Origin of the sequence: Cryocola sp. 340MFSha3.1, assembly GCF_000383315.1 — a bacterium.
Lineage (GTDB): Bacteria > Actinomycetota > Actinomycetes > Actinomycetales > Microbacteriaceae > Leifsonia.
In genome coordinates this window covers 368,166-389,058 of sequence record NZ_KB911088.1, presented here as the reverse complement: position 1 = coordinate 389,058, position 20,893 = coordinate 368,166, and the positions used below count along the sequence as shown (strand labels likewise).

Genomic DNA, 20,893 nt, shown 5'->3' with positions numbered 1-20,893 from the left:
GCCGATTGCGGCCACCATCACGCCAGTCACACGAGTGTGAACGGACCGTCGCGACGCGGGCTATTGGCGGCCCGTGAACCCCTCCATCGAGTCGTAGACGCCGAAGACGCGGCCGGCGACGGCGTCCCACGCACGGGTAGGGAGCACGCCGCGGAGGGTCCGGGCCAGCCCGACCGTCCAGGGGAGCATCAGCATCGGACGGCCCGCGAGCATCGCCCGCCAGACGCGGTCGACCACGTACTCGGGGCTCATCACCGGGGTCAGGAGCGGCCCGCGGGCGCCCTCGAACATCCCCGTGTCGATGTAACTCGGCGCGACCGTCGTGACCTTCACGTGGCCGTAGCCCTGCTGCTGCAGTTCGAGCCGGACGCTGTCGCTCCAGCCGATCACCGCCCATTTGCTGGCGGCATAGACGCTCATGCGCGGGTTGGAGATCGTGCCGGCAGCCGAGGCGATGTTGACGATGCGGGCCTCGCGGGGGCTCTGCTGCATCCCGGGCAGGAACTCCCGCGTCACGTACATCGGGGCGAGGGCGTTGACCTGCATGGTCGGGCGGGTGTCGTCGCCGTTGTCGTGCTCCCAGAAGTACTTGCCCCGCACGATGCCCGCGTTGTTGATGAGCACGTCGATCCCGCCGAGCTCCTTGCGCACCGCCTGCGCACTCTGCGCGATCGCGCCGAGCTCCGCGAGGTCGACGACGTAGGGCAGCACACTGGTGGATGCCTTCCCGGCCGCCGAGCTCGGTGACCGTGGCGGCGCTCCCCAGGCAGCGGCGGTGCGTCCGGCGAGCACCTCGCGCCGCAGCCGGTGCGTGAGCTCGGTGAGCGCGGCCTCGTCCCGGTCCCAGAGCACGACCGCTCGCGCGCCTTCGAGCACGGCGCGCTCGGCGTACAGCCGCCCCATGCCCGAGGCCGCGCCGGTGATGAGTACACGCGCCCCGCGAACCGTTCTCGCCATCCCCCCATCATCGCAGCGTCCGTCCCTCCCGTCGCCTCCAGCCTCCGCCCACCGTCGAGTCCGCAAACTTTGCACGCCCGTGCGGCGTTTCGTGTGCAATTTGTGCGGACTCGACGGTGGGGCGGACTCGACGGTGAGGGCAGGAGCGAGGGGGTCAGCGGCGCGGGGGGAGTCGGCGGGAGAAGAAGACGCGCGGGAAGCCGTTGTCGGTCCGGCGGTGCGTCTCGACGAAGCCGTGGCGAGGGTAGTAGGCCACGTTCTCGGTCATCAGCTCGTGCGTGTAGAGGCGGATCTCGTCGAGCCCCTCGGCGCGGGCCTGCTTCTCGGCGATCCCGAGCAGCCGCGCACCTAGACCCGTGCCGCGGACGCTGTCGGCTACGGCGACGTTCTCCACGAGCAGATGGTCCGGGCGAACGGAGGTGATGAGCAGCCCGACGATCCTCCCTCGGTCCCGAGCGACGAGCGCTCGGCCCTGTCCGACGATCGTGGCGTAGTCATCCAGAAGCGGCCCCGGCTTCCGGCCGATGCGCTCGACGTACGGCTCGTACGCCTCGCGGACCAGTTGTTCCACTGCGGGCACGTCCTCCGCGCGCGCCGCTGACACCTCGATTTCCATGGCGTCACGCTAGCCGTCGTGACGGAAGGGTTTGTTGCGCATCGCAGCGGGACGGCGCAGTTTTCCGCCGGAAGAGACAACAAAACGCTCGCGATCCCCGGATAGGCTCGTGACATCCACACCCTGCCGCGTGCGAGCGGCCGACCAACGACGGGAGGTTCGTCATGTCTCAATTCGTCCAGCACTTCACCGCAGACGCCATTGTCGGGGAGCCCGAGGTCGTCGAGGACGGCCGCCCGGTCCGCGAGGTCGCGAACGACCCCGCCTGGCTGCGCCTCAAGGACGCCGCCGTCGCGCTGCAGGCCCTCCAGGTGAAGGACGGCTCGGTCGAGCAGGAGCCCGACCGCCCGGCCGCCGCAGAGCACGTCCGCACCATCGTCGACTCGATCGCCGCACTCGCACCGGCGTTCCCGCACGACGCGTCCTACCTGGCCGCGCTGCAGCGCGACTTCACGCGCTGGGCGGACGAGGGCTTCGGCGTCCCCGACTTCCTCGACGCGCTGAACGAGTTCCAGCCGCAGCAGCACCGCGTGGATGGGCTCGGCCACCTGGTCGTGTTCCCCATGTACACGCAGAACGGCAGCCCCGACCGTCACGTCGAGGCGCTGCTGGTCGAGGTGATCTGGCCGGAGTTCGTGGCGGAGCTGGAGGCCGGCGACTACGGCAACAAGCTGTTCGTCGCGCTGCGGTTCGTGGACTTCACGCCCGGCTACGACACCAACTCGGCGGTGCTGTTCCCCGAGACCGTGGCCATGCGCGAGATCCCCGCGTTCACCTGGGGTGCCATCTTCCAGGACCGCGAGGCCGCCCGGTACCGCCGGGTGGTGCGCGCCGCCGCCGAGATCACCAAGCTGGAGCTGCCGGACGACGCGGCTGCGATGCTGGACGACCAGCACCTCACGGAGGAGACCTTCGTGATGTGGGACATCATCCACGACCGCAGCCACATGCGCGGCGACCTGCCGTTCGACCCGTTCATGATCAAGCAGCGGATGCCGTTCTTCCTCTACTCGCTGGAGGAGCTGCGGTGCGACCTGACCGCCTTCCGCGAGTCGGTGAAGCTGGAGCGCGAGCTCAGCGCCCTGCCCGACGCCGAGCTCTCGGAGGCGCAGCGCGCCATCCGCGACCACGCGCACCTGGTGCAGTACGCGGTGATCTTCGACCGCATCTTCCGGTTCGCGATCACCGGCAGCCGCGTGCGCAACTACGACGGACTCGGCGGCCAACTGCTGTTCGCGTGGATGCACCAGCACAACGTGCTGCACTGGACGGACACCCAGCTCACCATCGACTGGGAGAACGTCTCCGACGTGGTCATCGCCCTCAGCGACCGGATCAACGACCTGTACTGGCGTTCGATCGACCGGCCGAAGGTGGCGCACTGGCTGGCCGCATACGAGATGCTCACCGAGACCCTCACCCCGCACCCCGCCTCCAACTGGGCGCGCGGGCTGTCGGACGAGGTCCTGGCCGGACCGCCGAAGGGCTACACCGACCAGGTGCTGGACGACGAGTTCCCGCTCTCGATGTTCTACGAGGCACTGAACAAGAAGATGGCGACCGTCATCGAGTCGACGGCCGGCATCACCGGGACGACGGACGCGGCATGACGGACGCCCCCTCGGCGGACCAGGCGGCCCGGCCCTCCTCGGAGGCCGGGCCGCTCGGCGCGGACACCGTCCGCGGCCGGCTCGTCCTGATCGCCGGCGCCACCAGCGCGTCGGGCGAAGCGGTCGCCCGCGCGCTGGTCGCGGCCGGCGCGACCGTCCTGGCGGTCGGAACCCGGCCGGAGGCGCTGGATGCGCTGGCCGCGGCGGTCCCGGGCGTCGAGACGCGTCCGTGCGATCTGTCCGACCGGGATGCAGTGGCCGAGCTGGCCATGCGCATCCACCTGAAGTTCGGCCACATCGACGGCCTCATCCATCTCGTGGGCGGCTGGCGCGGCGGCGGCGGGATCGCGGGCCAGAGCGACGAGGACTGGGAGTTCCTGGAGCGGGCCTTCCGCACCCTCCGCAACACCACCCGCGTCTTCTTCGACGACCTCGTCGCCTCGCCCGCCGGCCGGCTGGCAATCGTCTCGTCGACCGCGGTCGAGAAACCGTACCCGGGCGGCGCGAACTACGCTGCAGCGAAGGCGGCAGCCGACGCCTGGGTGCGCGCCATCGCGCAGGGCTTCGCCAAGCAGGCGCCCCAGTCGGCGGCGACCGTCTTCGTCGTGAAGACCCTGGAGGGCCTCGAGCCGCAGCTCGGAGACGAGGTCGTGCGCCTGTGGGAGCAGGACGCGGCGGCGGTCAACGGCCGACGCATCCCCCTCGAGCCTGGGAAGATGGAGTCGTGACGCTTCAACTCCACGACCTCACCCTCCGCGGCTTCGCCTCCGACAACTATGCGGGTGTGCACCCCGAGATCCTCGACGCCATCGCGGCCGCGAACAACGGCCACCAGATCGCGTACGGCGAGGACGTCTACACGGCCCGCCTGCACGAGGTGTTCGCCGAGCACTTCGGCGAGGGCGTCGAGGTGTATCCGGTGTTCAACGGGACCGGGGCGAACGTGGTCGGCCTGCAGTCGATGCTGCCGCGCTGGGGCGCCGTCGTGTGCGCGAAGACCGCGCACATCAACACCGATGAGGCCGGTGCGCCCGAGAAGGTGGCCGGCATCAAGCTGCTCCCGGTCGAGACGCCCGACGGCAAGCTGACGCCGGAGCTCATCGACCGCGAGGCGTGGGGCTGGGGCGACGAGCACCGCGCTCAGCCGCTGGTCGTGTCGATCACGCAGACGACCGAGCTCGGTACCGCGTACACGGTGGAGGAGGTCCGCGCGATCGCCGACCACGTCCACGCGCTCGGCATGAAGCTGCACATGGACGGCTCGCGCATCGCCAATGCGGCGGCCACCCTCGGCGTCCCCCTGCGGGCCTTCACGACGGATGCCGGCGTGGATGTGCTCAGCTTCGGCGGGACCAAGAACGGCATGCTCTACGGCGAGGCCGTCGTCGTGCTCAACCCGCAGGCGTCTGAGGGGATGATCTATCTCCGCAAGCTGAACATGCAGCTGGCGTCGAAGATGCGGTTCATCTCGGCACAGCTCATCGCGCTTCTCACGGACGACCTGTACCTGCGCTCCGCCTCGCACGCCAACGCGATGGCGACTCGGCTGCGCACGGCGCTGGAGGCGGGCATCGCCGACGGCAGCATCCAGGGCGTCGGCTTCAGCCAGAAGACACAGGCGAACGGAGTCTTCGCGACCCTCCCGAGTGGCGTCGCCGACCGGCTGCGGCAGCACTTCCGGTTCTACGACTGGGATGCGGCCAACAACGAGGTGCGCTGGATGTGCGCATTCGACACCACGGAAGAGGACATCGACGCTTTCGTGGCCGCGCTCGCGCAGGAGCTGAAGGCCTGAGCGACGCTTACCCCTCGCACTGGGGCCAGACCGGGGTACAAAATTGTCCTCCATTCAACCTACACAATGGGGACTTTTCCTGTAGTCTCAAAGAGCGGCGGAGGAACCCGAATATCCATCCGGCGTAACCCCGAAACGTATGCCGGGCCGTGTGAAGAAACCCTAGTCTTCCCACAGCCCGGCATCGTGGTTTAACGGCGGAGGCACAGCACGGCGGATGCGCAGGGCGCCCAGGTGCAGCTGACGTGCGGTCGCGTCCGCGTTCCAGGAGTGGAACGCGATCACGTCCGTGCCGTCCGGCGCGACGGTGAGCGAGTTGTGGCCGGGACCGCGCAGGTCGCCTCCGCTCTTCAGCAGCGCCGGCTGGTCCACATGGCTCCATGGTCCGAGTGGATGCTCGGCAGCGGCGACGCCGACGGCGTACCCGGGCCCCGTCCAGGCGCCGCCGGAGTACGTCAGCCAGTACTGCCCGCCGCGGTGCAGCACGGCGGGCCCTTCGAGCGTGTGCCAGTCGAACCGTTGACCGTGGATGAGCCGGTCGCGTTCATACAGCTGCCAGTCGGCGTCGGGGGCGAGCACCGGGACCGGCGGTCCGTCCAGGGCCGTCATCCCCTCGTCGAGCGGGGCGACGGCGAGGTGGGTGCCCGGGCGCTCGTGGTCGAGTACGTCGTGCGCGAAGTAGAGGTACCAGCGGCCATCGACGTCCTGGAACGGGTGCGCGTCGATGGCGAAGACCTCGCCCGGGGTCAGGTCGACGCCGAGGTCGCGGAAGGGTCCGACCGGGGAGTCGGAGCGCGCCACCCGCAGATGGTGGCCCTCGATGCCGCGGCCGACCGAGTAGTACATCCAGTAGGCGCCGTGCGCGTAGGCGACCTCGGGCGCCCAGTAGTCCGCCCCGAGAGTATCGTCGACGCGTTCCAGGACGGCCCCGGCAGTCTCCCACTCCACCAGGTCGGGCGAGCGCAGCGCCTCGAACACGCGGTCGCCCGCGCTGCCCGGGTGGGTGCCGTAGGCGACGTACCCGCCGTCGGGCAGACGCAGCACGAACGGGTCGGCGAAGTACCCCTCCCAGACCGGACCCCAATGCCGGTCCACGCGGAGGAGGGCACCGGTCACGGCGCGAGCTCCGGCAGGCCGCCCTTCCACGTCACGTGGACGGCGTGCATGCCACGGTAGGCGAACGCCTCGTCCCAGGAGTGGAAGAGCATCCAATCCTTGCCATGGAAGGTCACGAGGTCCTCGCCGCCGGGCCCGAGGTACCGTCCCTTCGAGCCGGGGGTCGAGAGCAGCGGCTCCTTCTCCTTGGTGTACGGCCCGAGCAGGCTCTTCGCCGTCGCGACACCGGTCACGTAGGAGGAGTTGGCGTAGTCGTTGGCCGAATAGAGCAGCACGTACTCGTCGTCGTGGCGCACGATCACCGGCGCCTCGACGAGCGTGCCCTCCCACGACTCGGTCTGCTTGATCAGCCGGGTCGGCGGCCCGGTCAGCGAGGCGCCGTCGGCCGACAGCGGCTGAGCGGAGATCCAGGTGTCATAGCCGCAGCAGTTGCCATCGTTCTTCCAGACCAGGTAACGCTGGCCGCTCTCGTCGGCGGTCACGCTGGCGTCGATCGCACCGCCTTCGTCTTCCGGGCAGACCAGGGGCTTGTCCGCCATCGAGGTGAACGGCCCCTCCGGCCGGTCGGCGAACGCGACGCCGATGCACTGGAACTTACTGGCGGCGTCCGACGCGGTGAAGTACAGGGCGAACCGGCCGTCGGCGAGCTCCGCCGGGCCGGGAGCCCAGGTCTTGCCCTTCACGGCCCACGACGGCAACTCGGGCATCGCATCCTCGTCGCTCAGCGTCCACGTCTTCATGTCGTCGGAGGTGGCGACCTGGACGTTCACGGCGGCGGTGTTGGTCGCGTACGCGTACACCCGGTCGCCGACCACCAGCGCGCCGGGATCGGGGAAGTCGCTGTCGATCTGGAAGGGCGCGACCTCGCTCGACGGCGACGCGCCGGGCTCCGAGCCGGCCGAGCATCCCGCGAGCGCCGCCGCCAGAGCGATGGCCGTCGCCGTGACAGCGGCCGTGCGGCGCATCCTCACCCCTTGACCCCGCTGGTGGCGACGCTCTCGACGATCTGCTTCTGGGCGAAGAAGAACAGGATGAGCACCGGCACCGACGCGATCACGGCGCCCGCCATCACGATGGCGTAATGCGTGGAGTATGCGCCCTGCAGCTGCGACAGACCGGGCTGGAGCGTCAGGTTCTCCGGGCTGAGCAGCACGTAGACCGGCCACAGGAAGTCGTTCCAGTTGGCGAGGAAGCTCAGCACCGCGAGCGTCGCGAGCGCCGGGCGGGCCAGCGGCAGCACGATCTGGAGGAAGATCCGGAAGTCGCCGGCGCCGTCGATCCGCGCCGCCTCCTCGATCTCCGCCGGAAGGCCCACGAAGAACTGCCGGAGGAAGAACACGCCGAACGCACTCGCCGCACCCGGGATGGTGATCGCCCAGATCGTGTCGAGCCAGCCGAGGTTCTGCACGATCAGGTAGTTCGGGATGAGGAAGATGACCGGCGGGACGAGCAGGGTGGAGATGATCAGGCCGAAGACGATCCGCTTGCCCCAGAACTCCAGGCGGGCGAGCGCATAGGCGGCCATGCTCGCCGTGACCAGGATGAGCACCGTCTGCAGCGCGGCGGCCGCGAGACTGTTCAGGAACCAGCGGAACACCGGCTGCTGACCGCTCGACAGCGTCGTGTACGCCTCGGTCGAGAACGGGTTCGGGAACGCCGAGTACGGGTTGCGGATGGCGTCGCCGTCGGTCTTGAACGAGGTCAGCAGGATCCACGCCAGCGGCAGGATGACCACCAGCGCCAGCACGATCAGCACGGCGTAGAGCAGGGTCTTGCGGGCTGCCGCCTGCGGCGTCTGCTTGCGCCGCGCGCGGATGGTCCGGGGCGTCTCGGTCTTCTCGGGGGCCGTCGTCGTCATGAGGCGCTCTTCTCTGCCCGCTCCCGCTGGAGGCGGAAGTTGATGATGCTGATGATCGCGAGGAAGGCGAACAGCACGTAGCTCATCGCCGCCGCGGCGGCCAGGTTGTTCTGCGACAGGCCCTGGTCGGCGATGTACATGATCGCCGTGCGTGTCGTGTTGCCCGGACCGCCCTTCGTGATGAGGAACGCCTGCCCGAACATGTTCGCGCTCGCGAGGATGGTGATCGTGATGACGAAGGTCATGACCTGGCGGAGACCCGGCAGCGTCACGCTGATGAACTGGCGCCAGGCGCCCGCTCCGTCGAGCGCGGCGGCTTCGTAGAGGTCCGGGCTGATGCCCTTCAAGCCGGCCAGGATGATGACGGTGTTGAATCCCATGGTCCACCACACGGTGACGCCGGCCAGCGTGACCCACACCCACGGCACGTCGACCGTCCAGGGCAGGTTGTCGGGCAGGCCGATCATCCCCAGCAGGTGGTTGATGATGCCGGACTGGGTGTCGAGGAGGTACTTCCAGATGACGCTGATGACGGCGACACCGAGCACGTAGGGGGCGAAGAAGACACCGCGGAAGAACGAGCCGGCGCGGATCCTCTGGTTGAGCAGCACCGCGATCAGCAGCGGGATGATCAGGAGGAAGGGGACGCTCGCGAGCGTGAAGATGCCGGTGGCGGCCATCGACTGCCAGAAGTCGCCCGACGTCGCGCTGCCGGGGGTGAACAGGTCGATGTAGTTCTGGAGCCCGATGAACTTCTGGGTGGCCCGGAACGGGCTCCAGTTCGTGAGGCTGATCCACAGGCCGAACACGGCGGGCGCCAGCACGAACACGATGAAGAGGATGAGGAACGGCGCCAGGAAGATGTAGGCGACGCCGGTGCGCCGGGGTGCGCCGGGCCGTCGGCCGGCCTTCCTGCCGGAGCGGGACGGGCGTGGCGCCCCGGTCTCCCGGGGCGCCACGATCGAAGCGGTGTCAGTCACCGTACTTCTCTTTGTTCTGCTTCAGCAGGGTGTCGGCCTTGGCGGCCGCGTCATCCAGAGCCTGCTTCGGGTCCTTCTTGCCGGTGATGGCCTCGTTCACCGCGACGGTGATCGTCGCCTCCACCGTGGTGATGCCCGGTGCGATGGGCTCGTAGTGCGCGTAGGGCAGCTCGTCGAGGAACGGCTTCAGGTTCGGGTAGGTCTGCACTAGCTTCGGGTCGTCGCGAACCGAGTTCTTGGCGGGCAGCTCACCGGTCTTCGGCCAGTCGGCCGAGTTGTCGTTCATCCACTTGACGAACGTCGCCGCGGCGGCGGTCTTGTTCTTGTCCTGCCCCTTGTTGTTCATGAACATCCAGTGGGTGGAGCTCGACCAGACGGCCTTCTCGTCACCGATCTGCGGCACGGCGACCGCCTGCCACTTCAGCTTGTCGAACGCGGTGTTGGTGGTCTGCCAGACACCGTTCCAGTTGAAGGCGGTCTTGCCCGCGATGAGGGCGTTGATGTTGCCGTCCTGCGCCACGTCGGCCGGGCTGTAGCCCTTCTTGATGAGGTCGGTCATCCAGGTGAGCGCCTTGACGCCTGCGTCCGAGTTGAAGGTCGCCTTCGAGACGTCCTTGTTGAAGAGGTCTCCGCCGTACTGCCAGAGGAGGCTCTCGAACTCGAAGGTCCCGGTGAAGACGTAACCGTCGACCCACTCGCCCTGGACGCCCGCGGCCTTCAGCTTCTCGAGCGCCGCCAGGTAGGAGTCCTTGTCCTGCGGGATGCTGTTCGGGTCGACCCCGGCCGCCTGCAGCACGTCCTTGTTGACGTACAGGCCGAGCGGAGTGATGCTCCACGGCACGGCGTACTGGCTGCCGTTGTACTTGCCGGCGTCGAGCAGCCCCTCCGGGAAGTCGTCGGCCTTGTAGCCGAGGGACTTCACGATGCTGTCCGCCTTGAGCACGAGACCCTGCGCTGCGTAGGTGGCGATGTCGTCGCCGTGGCCGACCGCGACGTCCGGCCCCTTGCCCGCCTTCACGGCCAGGGGCATCTTGCGGGCGATGTCCGCCCACTCCATCGGAACATCCTTGACGACGATGTTCTTGTGCTCGGAGTTGAACTTGTCGATCAGCTTCGGCACGAGCACGGGAGCGGCGCCGCCGGTCCAGCCGTTCCAGAAGCTGATGGTGACCTTCGGTCCGGTGTAGTCGGCGGAGGAGACGTCTCCGCCGCCTCCGGAGCTGCTGCTTCCGCAGGCCGTCAGCGCGAGCCCGAGGCCCGCGGTGACCGCCACTGCGATCGCACGTGCGGCGAATCGCTTCTTCATGTGATCTCTCCCTTGAGTGAGCCTTTCACGCAGCCCTTCCATCGGGCCGGCGGCGTGATCGGTGGTGCTGGAGCCGGATACACTCGGCATGCTTGGCGAATTTACAGCGCTGAACAGAGCGTGTCAACCTCACAATGTTTGCATTGGTTGGCTCCCTGTAGAGTGACCCCGCAGGCACCCGATCGATGACGCGGAAGGAGGCGCCATGGCCGTCAGGCTTCAGGACGTGGCGGAGCACGCGGGCGTGTCCATGAAGACCGTCTCGAACGTGGTCCGCAACTACGCGCACGTCAGCCCGGCGATGCGGGAGCGTGTGCAGCGCGCGATCGACGAGCTCGGCTACCGCCCCAACATCATGGGACGCCGCCTCGCGACCGGGCGGACCGGGCTTCTGGCCCTGGCGTTCGCCGACGTGACGCTGCCCTACTTCGCCGAGCTCGCGCGTGTGGTCGCCGACGAGGCGGAGCGCCGCGGCTACCGCGTGCTGCTGGAGCAGACCGAGGGGACGATCGAGGGCGAGCGCGCGGTCGTCTCCGCGGGCGAGTCCGGCCTCGTCGACGGAATGATCTTCCAGCCGAGCGTCATGAACTCCGCCGAGCTGGCGCAGTCGCGCACCGACATCCCCCTGGTCGTCCTGGGCGAGAACGCCGCCCCGCTGACCGTCGACCGCATCATGATCGACAACGTGGAGGCCGCCAGGACGGCGACGGAACACCTGCTGTCGCTCGGCCGGAAGCGGATCGCGTTCGCCGGCCACGAGAGCGCGCGCCCGACGCGGACGTCGAAGCTCCGCATCGCCGGCTACCAGCAGGCGCTCGAGGATGCGGGCATCACGCCGGAGCCGGAGCTGCTGATCTCGAGCATCGCCGTCTCGGCGGGCAACGCGGTGCGCGCGGTCGGCGCCGCCTTCGACGCCGGACTGCGGTTCGACGGCCTGGTCTGCCGCGACGACCTCGCCGCGATCGGCGCCCTGCGTGCCCTGCAGGAGCGCGGCATCCACGTGCCAGACGACGTCGCGGTGACGGGATGGGACAACACGCCGATGACGGCGGTCACCTACCCGTCGATCACCTCGGTCGCGCCGGACATGCGCGGGCTCGCGTCGCGGGCGGTGGAGATGCTCCTGGAGCGCGTCGGCGGCTTCGACGGCATGGGTCGCCACGAGCTGGCGCCCTTTTCGCTGGTCACCCGGGAGAGCGCGCCCGCCCTCCCCTGAGGCAGCGGATTTTCGACTTTACAGCGCTGCACGAATCGTGCATGCTAATGGGATGCTCACCGAGGAACGCCGCACGGATGCGGCCACCGCCCAGGACGGCCGCTACCCGCGGCCGCAGCTCGTCCGGGCCGACTGGCTCGACCTCTCCGGTCCGTGGACGTTCGCGTTCGACGACGACGACCGCGGGCTGCGCGAGCACTGGGAGTCGTCCCGGTCGCTGGCCGGTGTCATCCAGGTGCCGTTCCCGTTCGAGTCGGACGCTTCGGGCGTCGGCGACACCGGCTTCCACCCGGTCGTCTGGTACCAGCGCACCGTCCTGCGCGACGAGGTCCCGGCCGGCGAGCGCCTGCTGCTGAACTTCGGCGCGGTCGACCACGCCTGCGAAGTCTGGATCGACGGACACTCGGCCGGACGGCACGAAGGCGGCTCGACCCCCTTCGCCCTCGACATCACCGACCTCATCGGCGACGGCGACTTCTCCATCACCGTCCGCGCGCAGGACGACCCCGCCGACGTGGCGCAGCCGCGCGGCAAGCAGGATTGGCGGCATCACCCGCACTCCATCTGGTACCACCGCACCACCGGGATCTGGCAGCCGGTGTGGCTGGAAGCCGCGCCCGCGCTACGGGTCGAGCAGCTGCACTGGCTGACCGACGTGCCGGCCGGCGAGGTCACGGCGCAGCTCCGCCTGAGCCGCTCGGCGCCTGCGGGCACGACCGCGCGGATCACCGTGCAGCTCGGCGGCGAACCGCTCGCGAGCGTCGAGACCGCGATCGCGGGGCGGGAGGTGGAGATCCCGTTCCGCATCCACCGCCAGACCAACGGGCAGGCCTACGAGGAGCTGCTGTGGTCACCAGCGCATCCCACGCTGCTGGATGCGACCGTCACGCTGAACGGCGCGGAGGGCGCGGGCGACGTCGTCGCGTCGTACTTCGGTCTGCGTTCGACCGCCGTCGAGGGCGGCCGATTCCTGCTCAACGACCGTCCCCTCTATCTGCGCTCCGTACTGAACCAGGGCTACTGGCCGGAGTCGCACTCGGCCGCGCCGAGCGCGGACGCCCTGCGGGCAGAGGCCCAGCTCATCCTCGACCTCGGCTTCAATGCGACGCGCCTGCACCAGAAGTACGAGGACCCCCGCTTCCTGTTCTGGGCCGACAAGCTCGGTCTGCTCGTCTGGGGCGAGGCGCCGGCGGCGTACGCGTTCAGCCCGGAGGCCGTGCGGCGCAGTGTCGCCGAATGGTCGGCGATCCTCGACCGCGACCGGTCGCATCCCTCGATCGTCACCTGGGTGCCGCTCAACGAGAGCTGGGGCGTGCAGCACCTCGCCCACGACCCCCGGATGGTGTCGTACGCGAAGGCGCTCGTGCACCTCACGAAGACGGTCGACCCGAGCCGGCCGGTCATCTCCAACGACGGGTGGGAGCACGCGGCGTCCGACATCCTGTCCATCCACGACTACGACCACGATCCGGAGCGGGTCCGCGAGCGGTATGCGACACGCGAGGGCATCCTCGGCGCGCCGTTCACCCTCCCGGGCCGTCGCCTGGTGGTCGACGCTGAGCAGCGGCTCGGCGCCCCCATCATGCTGACGGAGTTCGGCGGCATCTCGTACACCGAGAACGGGCCGGAGGACGCCTGGGGCTACTCGACGGCGACCAGCGCGGCCGATCTGGTGGAGCGGTTGCGCGCCCTCGTCGGGGCCGTGCGATCGTCCGCTCCCCTCGCGGGATACTGCTACACGCAGCTGGCCGACACCGGTCAGGAGACGAACGGACTGCTCTTCGAGGACCGCCGGCCGAAGGCGTCGATCGAGGAGCTGCGGGCGATCTTCGGCGCGTGACCGCCCCTGGTGCCGCGGGGCCGGGGAAGAGCAGAATGACGCCGACGCCGTAACCGTCTCTCCTCGAGGAGCGCTCATGTCCGAATCCGCCGCAGCGGTGACTCCCGCCGCGCACCTCCGCCGCCGCTCCCGCGAGGCACTGACGGCCCTCGCCGTTCAGTACCTGCTCGGCATGGCGGCCAACCTGATCGGCGAGCCGGACAGCACCTTCGTCCGTGTGGTCGACACGATCATCGTCATCCTGCACATCCTGATCGCGATCGGGCTCGTCGTCGTGAGCATCCGCGTCCTGCTCGCGGCCCGGGCGGCCGGCGTCGGCGAACGTCTCGCGCTGTGGGGCTTGATCGTGATGGTGATCACGTTCCTCGCCGGTGTCCTCACGATGGCGATCGGCAGCGACTGGGCTTCGTACGTGATGGCCGTCGGCTTCCTCGTCGCGGCCGCGCTGTACGCCGGGACCTTCCTGGCCTCCTACCGCCCGGAGCGCGCGGCGGAGGTGTAGCGCCTCCCTGCCCCTGCGGATTCGTGCCGAATGTGCGGTTAGCCGCGGCCATACCGCACATTCGTGCCGAATCTTCGGGTCAGGAGCAGTAGGAGTAGTGCGATGCCGGCCGGAAGCCCAGCGACGCGTAGAGGGCGTGGGCCGCGGCGTTGTCCGCGAGCACCTGCAGCCACAGGCCGCTGACGCCGTGCTCGGCGGATGCGCCGGCGAGCGTCTGGACGAGCGCGCGGGCGAGCCCGCGGCGCCGGGCCTCCGGGCGCGTCGCGACGGCGTAGAGCCCTCCCCACTCGCCCACGAGCGCGAGCCGGGCCACGGCGTCCGGCGCGGCCGGGTCGCCGTGGGCGGCGTACAGCGCCGGTCCGCCGCGGAGGATGCGCGCGGCGACATCCCGCTCGTCGGCTCCGCCCCGACCGTCGACGGACCACCAGGTGTCGAGCCACGCGTCGTCCGGACGGTCGGTGATCCGCACCGCGGGATCGACCGCGGCCACCGCGGCTGCCGCACGGTCGGCGACGAGGATGTCGGTCGGCGAGTGGTCGCGATACCCGCGTCGACCGAGTGCATCGGTCAGCGAAGGATGCGAGGCCGGGCTCACCTGGAACACCGGAGGGAGAGCGCGCGCCGCGTACCAGCGCTCGGCAGCATCCACCGCGGAGTCGAGGTCGTCGACGAGACCGGAGGTCAGCACCGAGTTCGCTCGGTTGGTGACGCGGGAGGAGGCGCGCAGCGTCCAGCCGTCCAGTTGCTCGCGCTCGAGTGCCGGCCAGCCTTGGTCGGCAAGGCGGTCGAGGGAGGCGGCGTCAGGCAGGAGCACCTGTCGACGCTAGCGCAGGCGGCGTACCGTGCGTGGCATGACCGACACCCGAACCGAGACCCCGGCCGACAGCCCGGCCGTGGAAGCACTGACCGAGAGCGAGATCGCCGGGCTGAGCGCGAAGACCGTCGCCCACGTCATCCACTACCGGCGGAAGACCTACGTGACCAAGCCGTCCGAAGGCTATGCGCTGCTCAAGCGCGTCCGCACCCTGCTTCGCGACGGGACGACGGATCTCGTCCCGCTGGTGCACCGCGACGGGTTCGTCTGGCTGGCCGTCGGGCCCAGCATCCCGATCGCGATCGACGAGATCGAGACCGACCCGGGGCACAGCGAGAAGCACACGCTCAAGCGGCTCGGCCTCGACTAGCCGACGTGCGACACCCTGTCGCGACTCGGCCCGAGTCGTGACAGCTGGTCACGACTCGGGCCGGTACGAAGGCGCCACCGGCCGTCAGGCGACGGGAGCGGGGACCAGTTCGCGCGTCGGCGCGACCTTGGCGGCCGCGGTCTTCACCCGCGGCTTGGGCGTCGCGGCCGCGGCGGCCGCGGCGGGTGCCGGGACGGCGACCGGGAGCGCTGGGAACGTCGGGATCGGCGCGGTCTCGGCCGGCCCTGCGTTCGTGGCGAACTCCTTGAGCCACGGCAGCAGCTCGGGTCCGAGATCCTCGCGGGCGACGGCCATCTGCACGATCGCCTTCAGGTAGTCGAGCCGGTCGCCGGTGTCGTAACGGCGGCCGCGGAAGATGACGCCGTGCACCCCGCCCGTCCAGGCGGGAGCGGTCGCGAGCCCTTCGAGCGCATCCGTCAGCTGGATCTCGCCGCCCTTGCCCGGCTCCGTCTTCTCCAGGATGTCGAAGATCTCGGGCCGCAGGACGTACCGCCCGATGACCGCGTAGTTCGACGGCGCGTTCTCGCGACTGGGCTTCTCGACGAGCCCGGTGATCCGCACCACATCGTCATCGTCCGTCTCGACCACCGCGGCGGCGCCGTAGAGGTGGATGGACTCCGGCGGCACCTCCATCAGGGCGACGACGGTCGTGTTGAGCGCGTGCTGCACTTCGAGCATCCGCGCGAGCAGAGGGTCGCGCGCGTCGATGATGTCGTCGCCGAGGAGCACGGCGAACGGCTCGTGCCCGATGTGCATCTTGGCGCGGAGCACCGCGTGACCCAGGCCCTTCGGGTCGCCCTGCCGCACGTAGTGCATGTCGGCGAGGGAGGTCGAGTAGCTGACTTTGAGGAGCTTGTCGCGGTCGCCCTTCTTCTCGAGGGCGTCCTCCAGCTCCGCGTTGCGGTCGAAGTGGTTCTCGAGCGCGTTCTTGTTGCGGCCGGTGATGAGGAGCACGTCGTTGAGGCCCGAGGTGACGGCCTCCTCGACGACGTACTGGATGGCCGGCTTGTCGACCACCGGGAGCATCTCCTTCGGCATGGCCTTGGTCGCGGGCAGGAAGCGCGTTCCCAATCCCGCCGCCGGAATAACCGCCTTCGTCACGTAACTGGTCATTGGTCGTTCTCCTTGTCTTCCTCGCCGAGGTGCACGTTGTTGTGGCCGACACGCCGTGCGACTGCGCAACAACGTGCACCTCGACGAAAGGTGGGGGCGAGGTCGGGTCAGCGGACGGGGGCGAGGGCGGCGAGGTCGTCGGCCAGCGGGGCGAGCTCGGGCACGGTGCCCATCGCGAGCACGCTCCAGCCGGCGCGGTTCCAGGCGGCGGCGTCGAGGCAGTTGCGGCCGTCGATGACCGTCCGGCCCCGGACCAGCTCGCGCAGGGCGGCCGGGTCGGCGGTCGTGAACTCGTCCCACTCGGTCAGCACGACCGTCAGGTCCGCTCCGGTGAGCGCCTCCTCCATCGAGTCGGCATACCCGAGGGTGGGATAGAGCCGCTGGGCGGTCTCGCGGGCCTGCGGGTCGTAGACGACGACCTGCGCACCGCGGAGGTGCAGTGCCGCCGCCACGTTGAGCGCCGGCGAATCGCGCACGTCGTCCGTGTGCGGCTTGAAGGCCGCACCCAGCACGCCGATGCGACGGTTGAGCACCGAACCGCCGAGCGCCTTCAGCGCCAGGTCGATGACCCGCTGACGGCGACCCATGTTGATCTCGTCCACCTGCTGCAGCAGGCCGACCGCGGCGTGCGCTCCCAGCTCGTTGGAGCGGTACATGAGAGCGCGGATGTCCTTCGGAAGGCACCCGCCTCCGAAACCGAGGCCGGCGTTGAGGAACTGGCGGCCGATCCGCACATCGTGGCCGAGGGCGTCCGCGAGCAGCGAGACGTCCGCCCCGGCTGCGTCGCACACCTCGGCGATCGCGTTGATGAACGAGATCTTCGTGGCCAGGAACGCGTTGGCGCTGACCTTCACCAGCTCGGCCGTCGGCAGGTCGGCCACGAGGACCGGGCAGCCCTCGGAGATCGGCTTCTCGTAGATGCGGCGGAGGGTGGCCTCGGCCTTCGCGGAGGTTCCTCCGAACACGAGACGGTCGGGCGAGAGGGTGTCGTCCACCGCCTTGCCTTCGCGCAGGAACTCGGGATTCCAGACGAGCTCGACGTCGATCCCTGCGGGCACGGCGTCCGCGATGATCGCGCGGAGCCGCGCGCCCGTCCCGACTGGCACCGTCGACTTGCCCACGATGAGCCCATCGTGCGTGAGGTTCTCGGCGATGCCGCGGGCCGCAGCCTCCACGTAGGAGAGGTTGGCCGCGAACGAGCCCGACTGCTGGGGCGTTCCGACGCAGATGAAGTGCACATCGGAGACGGCGACGGCCTCGGCGAGGTCGGTCGTGAACGTGAGGCGCCCTGCGGCGACGTTCCGGCGGATGAGCTCCGGCAGGCCGGGCTCGAAGAACGGAGCGCGTCCCTCCTTCAGCTCCTCGACCTTGCGGGGGTCGGTGTCGACGCCGACGACGTCGAAGCCGAGCTCGGCCATGGCGGCCGCGTGGGTGGCGCCGAGGTAGCCGGTGCCGATCACGCTGATGCGGGGAGCGGGCTGGTCCTTGGACTTCTTGGGAGCGGTCATGGCGATCGTCCTTTCTGGTGGTCAGGGAGCGGGAGTGAGGGCGAAGTCGTCCTCAGGTCTGGTCAGGCCGGTGATGAAGGCGGAGAGCGAGTCCGCCCGGGAGTCGATGCGCCAGTCGTTGGTGGCGCGGACGCCTTCGACGTAACTGGTCACAGCGAGGTTGAACCAGGAGAAGCCGATGATGTCGTCGTTCTCCGGTTTCGCGAGCGCCTGGAAGAAGGACGTGATCCAGGCGGCCTTGTGGCCTTCCGTCTCCGACGCCCCGACCTCTGCGAGGATGATCGGCTTGCTCGTGATGGAGCGCAGCTCGTTCAGGCTCGCTTTGAACGTGTAGTCGAAGCTGAAGTCGTTGTCGGGCTTGTACGGCGGGCGCAGGTAGCCGGAGAGTCCGACCCAGTCGACGTACGCGTCGCCCGGGTACAGCGACTCGAGGTAGCCGGGCGCCTTGTGCGTGGCGGGCAGATTGTTGACGATGTTCGGCGCCCAGACCCAGACGACCAGGTTGTTGGCGCCCTCCTGCTGGAAGACGTCGTGGACGTGACGCCACATCTTCACGTAGTCGCCTGCGCTGTTGCCGTTGATCGAGTTGCCCTGGCCGTCGGTCTCGGACCACGGGTACCAGACGCCGTTCATCTCATGGTCGAGGCGGATCGCCAGCGGCAGTCCGGTGGCCACGATGTCCTTGGCGTACTGGTGCAGGTACGAGTCGAAGTCGCCGCGGATGATGTTCGGCAGCGAGTACGCCGGAGCATTGACGGTGTCGTTGCCCGCGTCGATGGGACGCGACTCCCACGTCATCATCGGCATCCGGCCCTGCTGCCAGGAACGGGTGACCGCGTTGGCCCGGAAGGTCTCATCCCAGCCGCTGAAGTAGCCGACCATGTTGGGCGAGACGCCGACCTTCGAGCTGGTGGCGTCGAAGGTGGCCCAGTTGAACGGAGCCTGCTCGGTGTACATGCCGTAGTAGCGCTTGGCGGGATTGAGCAGGTCGGCGCGGGCGGGCGCGGTGATCGGCGCGGCGGCGTCCCCGCCGGACGACCCGGACGACCCGGAGCCGCTGTGGCCGGAGGCGGTGGAGCCCGACGCGGTCGAGCCGGAGGTGCCCTTCGCCTGGGCGGCGGACAGCTGCGCCTTCACGCTGGCGAGCTGGCTCTCCGCCGCGGCGGCCTTCTGCTGGGCGGTGGCGAGCTGCTTGGCCGCAGCGGCCTGGGCCGCCAGCGTCGCCTTCTGCAGCGCGGTCAGCTTGCCCTTCTGCGAGGCGATCGTCTCGGTGGCCTTGTCGAGGTTGCGCTTGAGTTCGGCGTTCTGGGCCGCGAAGGGTGTCACGGCCGTTGCCGCCTGGTCGACGGCCTTGCGGAGCGGAGCACCGGTCGGCGAGACCCAGACGTAGGCGGAGATCCCGACGAGGACGGCCGTGAGCACGAGGGCGGCCACGGCGGTCGCCTGCGAGCGGGACTTGGACTGGGACCACCAGGCGGCGGCCCGTGCGGGGGCGGTCTGGTCAGACAAGGAAGAGAGCCTCCAGGGTCAGGATCGCGATACCGATCAGATACGGGATGGCGGCGAGCGGGTTGAGCTTGCGGCGGCTGGCCTTCTTGGGCTTGGCGGCGGGAGCGGTGGCCGCCGCCTTGACCTCGGCCCGCGTCGCGAGCTGCGTGCGGGTGGCCAGCGCGGTCGCGGTGGTCATGCCGCCGACGGAGTCCGGCAGCACGGCGGGCGTGTGACCCGACGGAGCGCCCGCGGTGGCGTGCGCCGCGATCTCCTCCTCGGAGCTGATCTCGCCCGGGCCGCCGGCGTAGGCGCCGGCGCGGGTGCCCCATCCACTGGCGTGCGCCATCCGGAAGAACCCGATCAGGCGGATCGGCATGAGGAAGAACGTCGACACGATGATGAACACCGGCAGGCGGAAGAAGTCGCTGGGCTTCTCGGAGAGGTGGCGGATCTGCCGGATGGACATGCTGATCACCGAGGACGCGACCATCAGGGCCACGACGGTGAGGATGCCGCCCTCGATCCCGTAGGACTTCAGGAAGCCCTCGTAGAAGTTGTAGCCGCCACCGGTGATCGAGCGGTAGATCCAGCCGCCGATGACGCCGGCCAGCATGAACGGAAGGATGATGTCCATCACGAAGAAGAACGCCAGCACCGGGGCGTGCCCGAGCATCCACGGGAGCATGCGGAGGGTGTTGTACTGGCTGCCTCGCGCCCAGCGGAGCTGCTGCTTGAAGAGCTTCTTCACCTTCAGCGGGGCGTCCGTGTAGACGAGGCTGGTGTGCTGGTAGACGGTGCGGTAGCCCTCCTTCAGCGTGAGGTTCGTCAGCGTCCGGTCGTCGGAGACCTCGAGGAAGACGCCGAGGAACTTCTCGGTCATGAACTTGGCCATGACCCGCATCAGGATCGAGCGGCGGAAGGCGATGGTCCGGCCGGGGAGGCAGCCGATCTGGCCCACGACGCTCTGCGCGGGCATCGAGTAGAGCGCCCGCGAGTTCTCCAGCCAGTCCGCCCAGCGGGTGATCCAGCTGCGGGTGGGCTCCAGGATGCGCTGCTTCGTGGTCACGCCGCCGACGCGGTCGTCCGCGAACGGCTTGACCAGCTCCGCCAGCGTTCCCTCGGTCCAGATCGTGTCGGAGTCGACGAGGACCGTGATCTCGCCGGTCGACATCTTGGTGCCGATCATGACGGCGTTGCGCTTGCCCGGGATGGGCGTGTGGACCCAGCGCACCAGCGGCGCGAACTCCTCGCACACCTCCGCCAGCTCGGGGTTGGGGGCGCCGTTGATGACGACGATGATCTCGCCGGGCTTCTGCTCGACCATGCGGCCGAGGACGTCGCGGAACAGGTCGAGCGGTTCGTCCACGACCGGGACGACCACGCTGGTCGTGCCGTGGAACTCGCCGGTGTAGGCGCGGTAGCGGCGGGACATGAGCACTTTGACGATCCAGATGACCCAGATCAGTGCCGAGTAGATCGCGAAGAGGTAGAACTCGGGATGCCCGCCCAGCATGTGGCGGAGCTGCAACAGGAAGATGAACACGGACGGGACCTCTCACGGTGGGGTGGGGGTGGCATCCACAGCACTGGGGATCTGGTCGGGTTCGGGTGAGGTCAGTTCTACGGGGCGCGGGAGCGCCCCCGCAAGTGGGGGTGGAACGGGCATCCTCAGCGTGTCGCACCGTCCCCCTCGGGGTGGTGTCCGCAGACACGCGGACAGCCGGAATGGCATGCAGGATGAGCGCGTCTCGACGGGAGGCGCGAGGCAGAGAGGCCGATC

General features: G+C 69.3%; 19 protein-coding genes. 7 read left to right on the top strand and 12 right to left on the bottom strand.

Annotation, left to right across the window (positions count from 1 at the left end; all coding sequences use genetic code 11):
• Positions 1–60 precede the first annotated feature (60 nt).
• Together H284_RS0112865 and H284_RS0112860 are read right to left on the bottom strand one after the other, a co-directional pair.
• Positions 61–957: an SDR family NAD(P)-dependent oxidoreductase gene (locus H284_RS0112865; RefSeq protein ID WP_018192410.1), complete on the bottom strand. Its 897-nt coding sequence runs from the start codon at positions 955–957 to the stop codon at positions 61–63.
• A gap of 154 nt (positions 958–1,111) precedes the next feature.
• Entirely contained in the window at positions 1,112–1,573 is a 462-nt protein-coding gene (locus tag H284_RS0112860) for a GNAT family N-acetyltransferase (protein ID WP_051092478.1), read from the bottom strand.
• A gap of 164 nt (positions 1,574–1,737) precedes the next feature.
• On the opposite strand from H284_RS0112860, the gene H284_RS0112855 reads away from it, so the two are divergent.
• The 3 genes from H284_RS0112855 to H284_RS0112845 are packed head-to-tail and all read left to right on the top strand — an operon-like array spanning position 1,738 to position 4,978.
• Positions 1,738–3,183: a DUF6421 family protein gene (locus tag H284_RS0112855; RefSeq protein WP_020076573.1), complete on the top strand. Its 1,446-nt coding sequence runs from the start codon at positions 1,738–1,740 to the stop codon at positions 3,181–3,183.
• Positions 3,180–3,911 (top strand): SDR family oxidoreductase, encoded by a 732-nt coding sequence (locus H284_RS0112850; protein ID WP_020076572.1) that lies wholly within the window; start codon positions 3,180–3,182, stop codon positions 3,909–3,911. The genes H284_RS0112855 and H284_RS0112850 overlap by 4 nt, the downstream gene beginning before the upstream one ends.
• Positions 3,908–4,978, top strand: coding sequence for a threonine aldolase family protein (locus H284_RS0112845; RefSeq protein ID WP_018192413.1), 1,071 nt, complete (start codon positions 3,908–3,910; stop codon positions 4,976–4,978). Before H284_RS0112850 ends, H284_RS0112845 begins: the two co-directional genes overlap by 4 nt.
• A gap of 162 nt (positions 4,979–5,140) precedes the next feature.
• Here H284_RS0112845 and H284_RS0112840 read toward each other — a convergent pair whose 3' ends face one another.
• The 5 genes from H284_RS0112840 to H284_RS0112820 are packed head-to-tail and all read right to left on the bottom strand — an operon-like array spanning position 5,141 to position 10,238.
• A complete protein-coding gene (locus tag H284_RS0112840; protein WP_020076571.1) occupies positions 5,141–6,094 on the bottom strand; it encodes a glycoside hydrolase family 43 protein in 954 nt (317 codons plus the stop codon).
• Positions 6,091–7,059 (bottom strand): glycoside hydrolase family 43 protein, encoded by a 969-nt coding sequence (locus H284_RS0112835; RefSeq protein WP_020076570.1) that lies wholly within the window; start codon positions 7,057–7,059, stop codon positions 6,091–6,093. Before H284_RS0112835 ends, H284_RS0112840 begins: the two co-directional genes overlap by 4 nt.
• Before the next feature lie 2 nt (positions 7,060–7,061).
• Positions 7,062–7,952 carry a carbohydrate ABC transporter permease gene (locus H284_RS0112830; RefSeq protein WP_018192416.1) on the bottom strand — a complete coding sequence of 297 codons (891 nt, stop codon included), beginning with the start codon at positions 7,950–7,952 and terminating at the stop codon, positions 7,062–7,064.
• Positions 7,949–8,932 (bottom strand): carbohydrate ABC transporter permease, encoded by a 984-nt coding sequence (locus H284_RS0112825; RefSeq protein WP_020076569.1) that lies wholly within the window; start codon positions 8,930–8,932, stop codon positions 7,949–7,951. The genes H284_RS0112830 and H284_RS0112825 overlap by 4 nt, the downstream gene beginning before the upstream one ends.
• Complete coding sequence (locus H284_RS0112820) at positions 8,925–10,238, bottom strand: ABC transporter substrate-binding protein (protein WP_018192418.1); 1,314 nt, start codon at positions 10,236–10,238, stop codon at positions 8,925–8,927. The genes H284_RS0112825 and H284_RS0112820 overlap by 8 nt, the downstream gene beginning before the upstream one ends.
• Before the next feature lie 205 nt (positions 10,239–10,443).
• Here H284_RS0112820 and H284_RS0112815 point away from each other — a divergent pair, with 205 nt between their 5' ends.
• The 3 genes from H284_RS0112815 to H284_RS0112805 all read left to right on the top strand — a co-directional run bounded on the left by H284_RS0112815 (position 10,444) and on the right by H284_RS0112805 (position 13,796).
• The gene (locus tag H284_RS0112815) at positions 10,444–11,454 is read left to right on the top strand and encodes a LacI family DNA-binding transcriptional regulator (protein ID WP_020076568.1); all 1,011 of its coding nucleotides are present in this window, start codon (positions 10,444–10,446) and stop codon (positions 11,452–11,454) included.
• A 52-nt stretch (positions 11,455–11,506) separates the two neighbouring features.
• A complete protein-coding gene (locus H284_RS0112810; protein ID WP_020076567.1) occupies positions 11,507–13,294 on the top strand; it encodes a glycoside hydrolase family 2 protein in 1,788 nt (595 codons plus the stop codon).
• A 76-nt stretch (positions 13,295–13,370) separates the two neighbouring features.
• Positions 13,371–13,796, top strand: a complete 426-nt coding sequence (locus H284_RS0112805) for a hypothetical protein (RefSeq protein WP_018192421.1) — start codon at positions 13,371–13,373, stop codon at positions 13,794–13,796.
• A 79-nt stretch (positions 13,797–13,875) separates the two neighbouring features.
• On the opposite strand, the gene H284_RS0112800 is transcribed toward H284_RS0112805, so the two are convergent.
• Positions 13,876–14,610: a GNAT family N-acetyltransferase gene (locus H284_RS0112800; protein WP_020076566.1), complete on the bottom strand. Its 735-nt coding sequence runs from the start codon at positions 14,608–14,610 to the stop codon at positions 13,876–13,878.
• Between the two features lie 37 nt (positions 14,611–14,647).
• Between H284_RS0112800 and H284_RS0112795 the strand changes: the two genes are divergently transcribed.
• On the top strand, positions 14,648–14,980 hold the full coding sequence (locus H284_RS0112795) for a hypothetical protein (RefSeq protein WP_020076565.1): 333 nt from the start codon (positions 14,648–14,650) through the stop codon (positions 14,978–14,980).
• Positions 14,981–15,064: 84 nt separating this feature from the next.
• Here H284_RS0112795 and galU read toward each other — a convergent pair whose 3' ends face one another.
• From galU to H284_RS0112775, 4 genes are all read right to left on the bottom strand, one after another.
• A complete protein-coding gene (galU, locus tag H284_RS0112790) occupies positions 15,065–16,114 on the bottom strand; it encodes a UTP--glucose-1-phosphate uridylyltransferase GalU (RefSeq protein ID WP_029042931.1) in 1,050 nt (349 codons plus the stop codon).
• A gap of 107 nt (positions 16,115–16,221) precedes the next feature.
• Positions 16,222–17,622: a UDP-glucose dehydrogenase family protein gene (locus tag H284_RS0112785; protein WP_020076563.1), complete on the bottom strand. Its 1,401-nt coding sequence runs from the start codon at positions 17,620–17,622 to the stop codon at positions 16,222–16,224.
• Between the two features lie 21 nt (positions 17,623–17,643).
• Positions 17,644–19,131 carry a glycoside hydrolase family 26 protein gene (locus H284_RS0112780; protein WP_020076562.1) on the bottom strand — a complete coding sequence of 496 codons (1,488 nt, stop codon included), beginning with the start codon at positions 19,129–19,131 and terminating at the stop codon, positions 17,644–17,646.
• Positions 19,124–20,656 (bottom strand): glycosyltransferase family 2 protein, encoded by a 1,533-nt coding sequence (locus tag H284_RS0112775; RefSeq protein WP_020076561.1) that lies wholly within the window; start codon positions 20,654–20,656, stop codon positions 19,124–19,126. The genes H284_RS0112780 and H284_RS0112775 overlap by 8 nt, the downstream gene beginning before the upstream one ends.
• Positions 20,657–20,893 lie beyond the last annotated feature (237 nt).

What these genes read in the sequence shown, in the direction of transcription:
- H284_RS0112865 (WP_018192410.1), bottom strand. Translation starts at nt 957, where the DNA reads ATGGCGAGAACGGTTCGCGGGGCGCGTGTACTCATCACCGGCGCGGCC.
- H284_RS0112860 (WP_051092478.1), bottom strand. Translation starts at nt 1,573, where the DNA reads ATGGAAATCGAGGTGTCAGCGGCGCGCGCGGAGGACGTGCCCGCAGTG.
- H284_RS0112855 (WP_020076573.1), top strand. Translation starts at nt 1,738, where the DNA reads ATGTCTCAATTCGTCCAGCACTTCACCGCAGACGCCATTGTCGGGGAG.
- H284_RS0112850 (WP_020076572.1), top strand. Translation starts at nt 3,180, where the DNA reads ATGACGGACGCCCCCTCGGCGGACCAGGCGGCCCGGCCCTCCTCGGAG.
- H284_RS0112835 (WP_020076570.1), bottom strand. Translation starts at nt 7,059, where the DNA reads ATGCGCCGCACGGCCGCTGTCACGGCGACGGCCATCGCTCTGGCGGCG.
- H284_RS0112830 (WP_018192416.1), bottom strand. Translation starts at nt 7,952, where the DNA reads ATGACGACGACGGCCCCCGAGAAGACCGAGACGCCCCGGACCATCCGC.
- H284_RS0112820 (WP_018192418.1), bottom strand. Translation starts at nt 10,238, where the DNA reads ATGAAGAAGCGATTCGCCGCACGTGCGATCGCAGTGGCGGTCACCGCG.
- H284_RS0112815 (WP_020076568.1), top strand. Translation starts at nt 10,444, where the DNA reads ATGGCCGTCAGGCTTCAGGACGTGGCGGAGCACGCGGGCGTGTCCATG.
- H284_RS0112810 (WP_020076567.1), top strand. Translation starts at nt 11,507, where the DNA reads ATGCTCACCGAGGAACGCCGCACGGATGCGGCCACCGCCCAGGACGGC.
- H284_RS0112805 (WP_018192421.1), top strand. Translation starts at nt 13,371, where the DNA reads ATGTCCGAATCCGCCGCAGCGGTGACTCCCGCCGCGCACCTCCGCCGC.
- H284_RS0112795 (WP_020076565.1), top strand. Translation starts at nt 14,648, where the DNA reads ATGACCGACACCCGAACCGAGACCCCGGCCGACAGCCCGGCCGTGGAA.
- galU (WP_029042931.1), bottom strand. Translation starts at nt 16,114, where the DNA reads ATGACCAGTTACGTGACGAAGGCGGTTATTCCGGCGGCGGGATTGGGA.
- H284_RS0112785 (WP_020076563.1), bottom strand. Translation starts at nt 17,622, where the DNA reads ATGACCGCTCCCAAGAAGTCCAAGGACCAGCCCGCTCCCCGCATCAGC.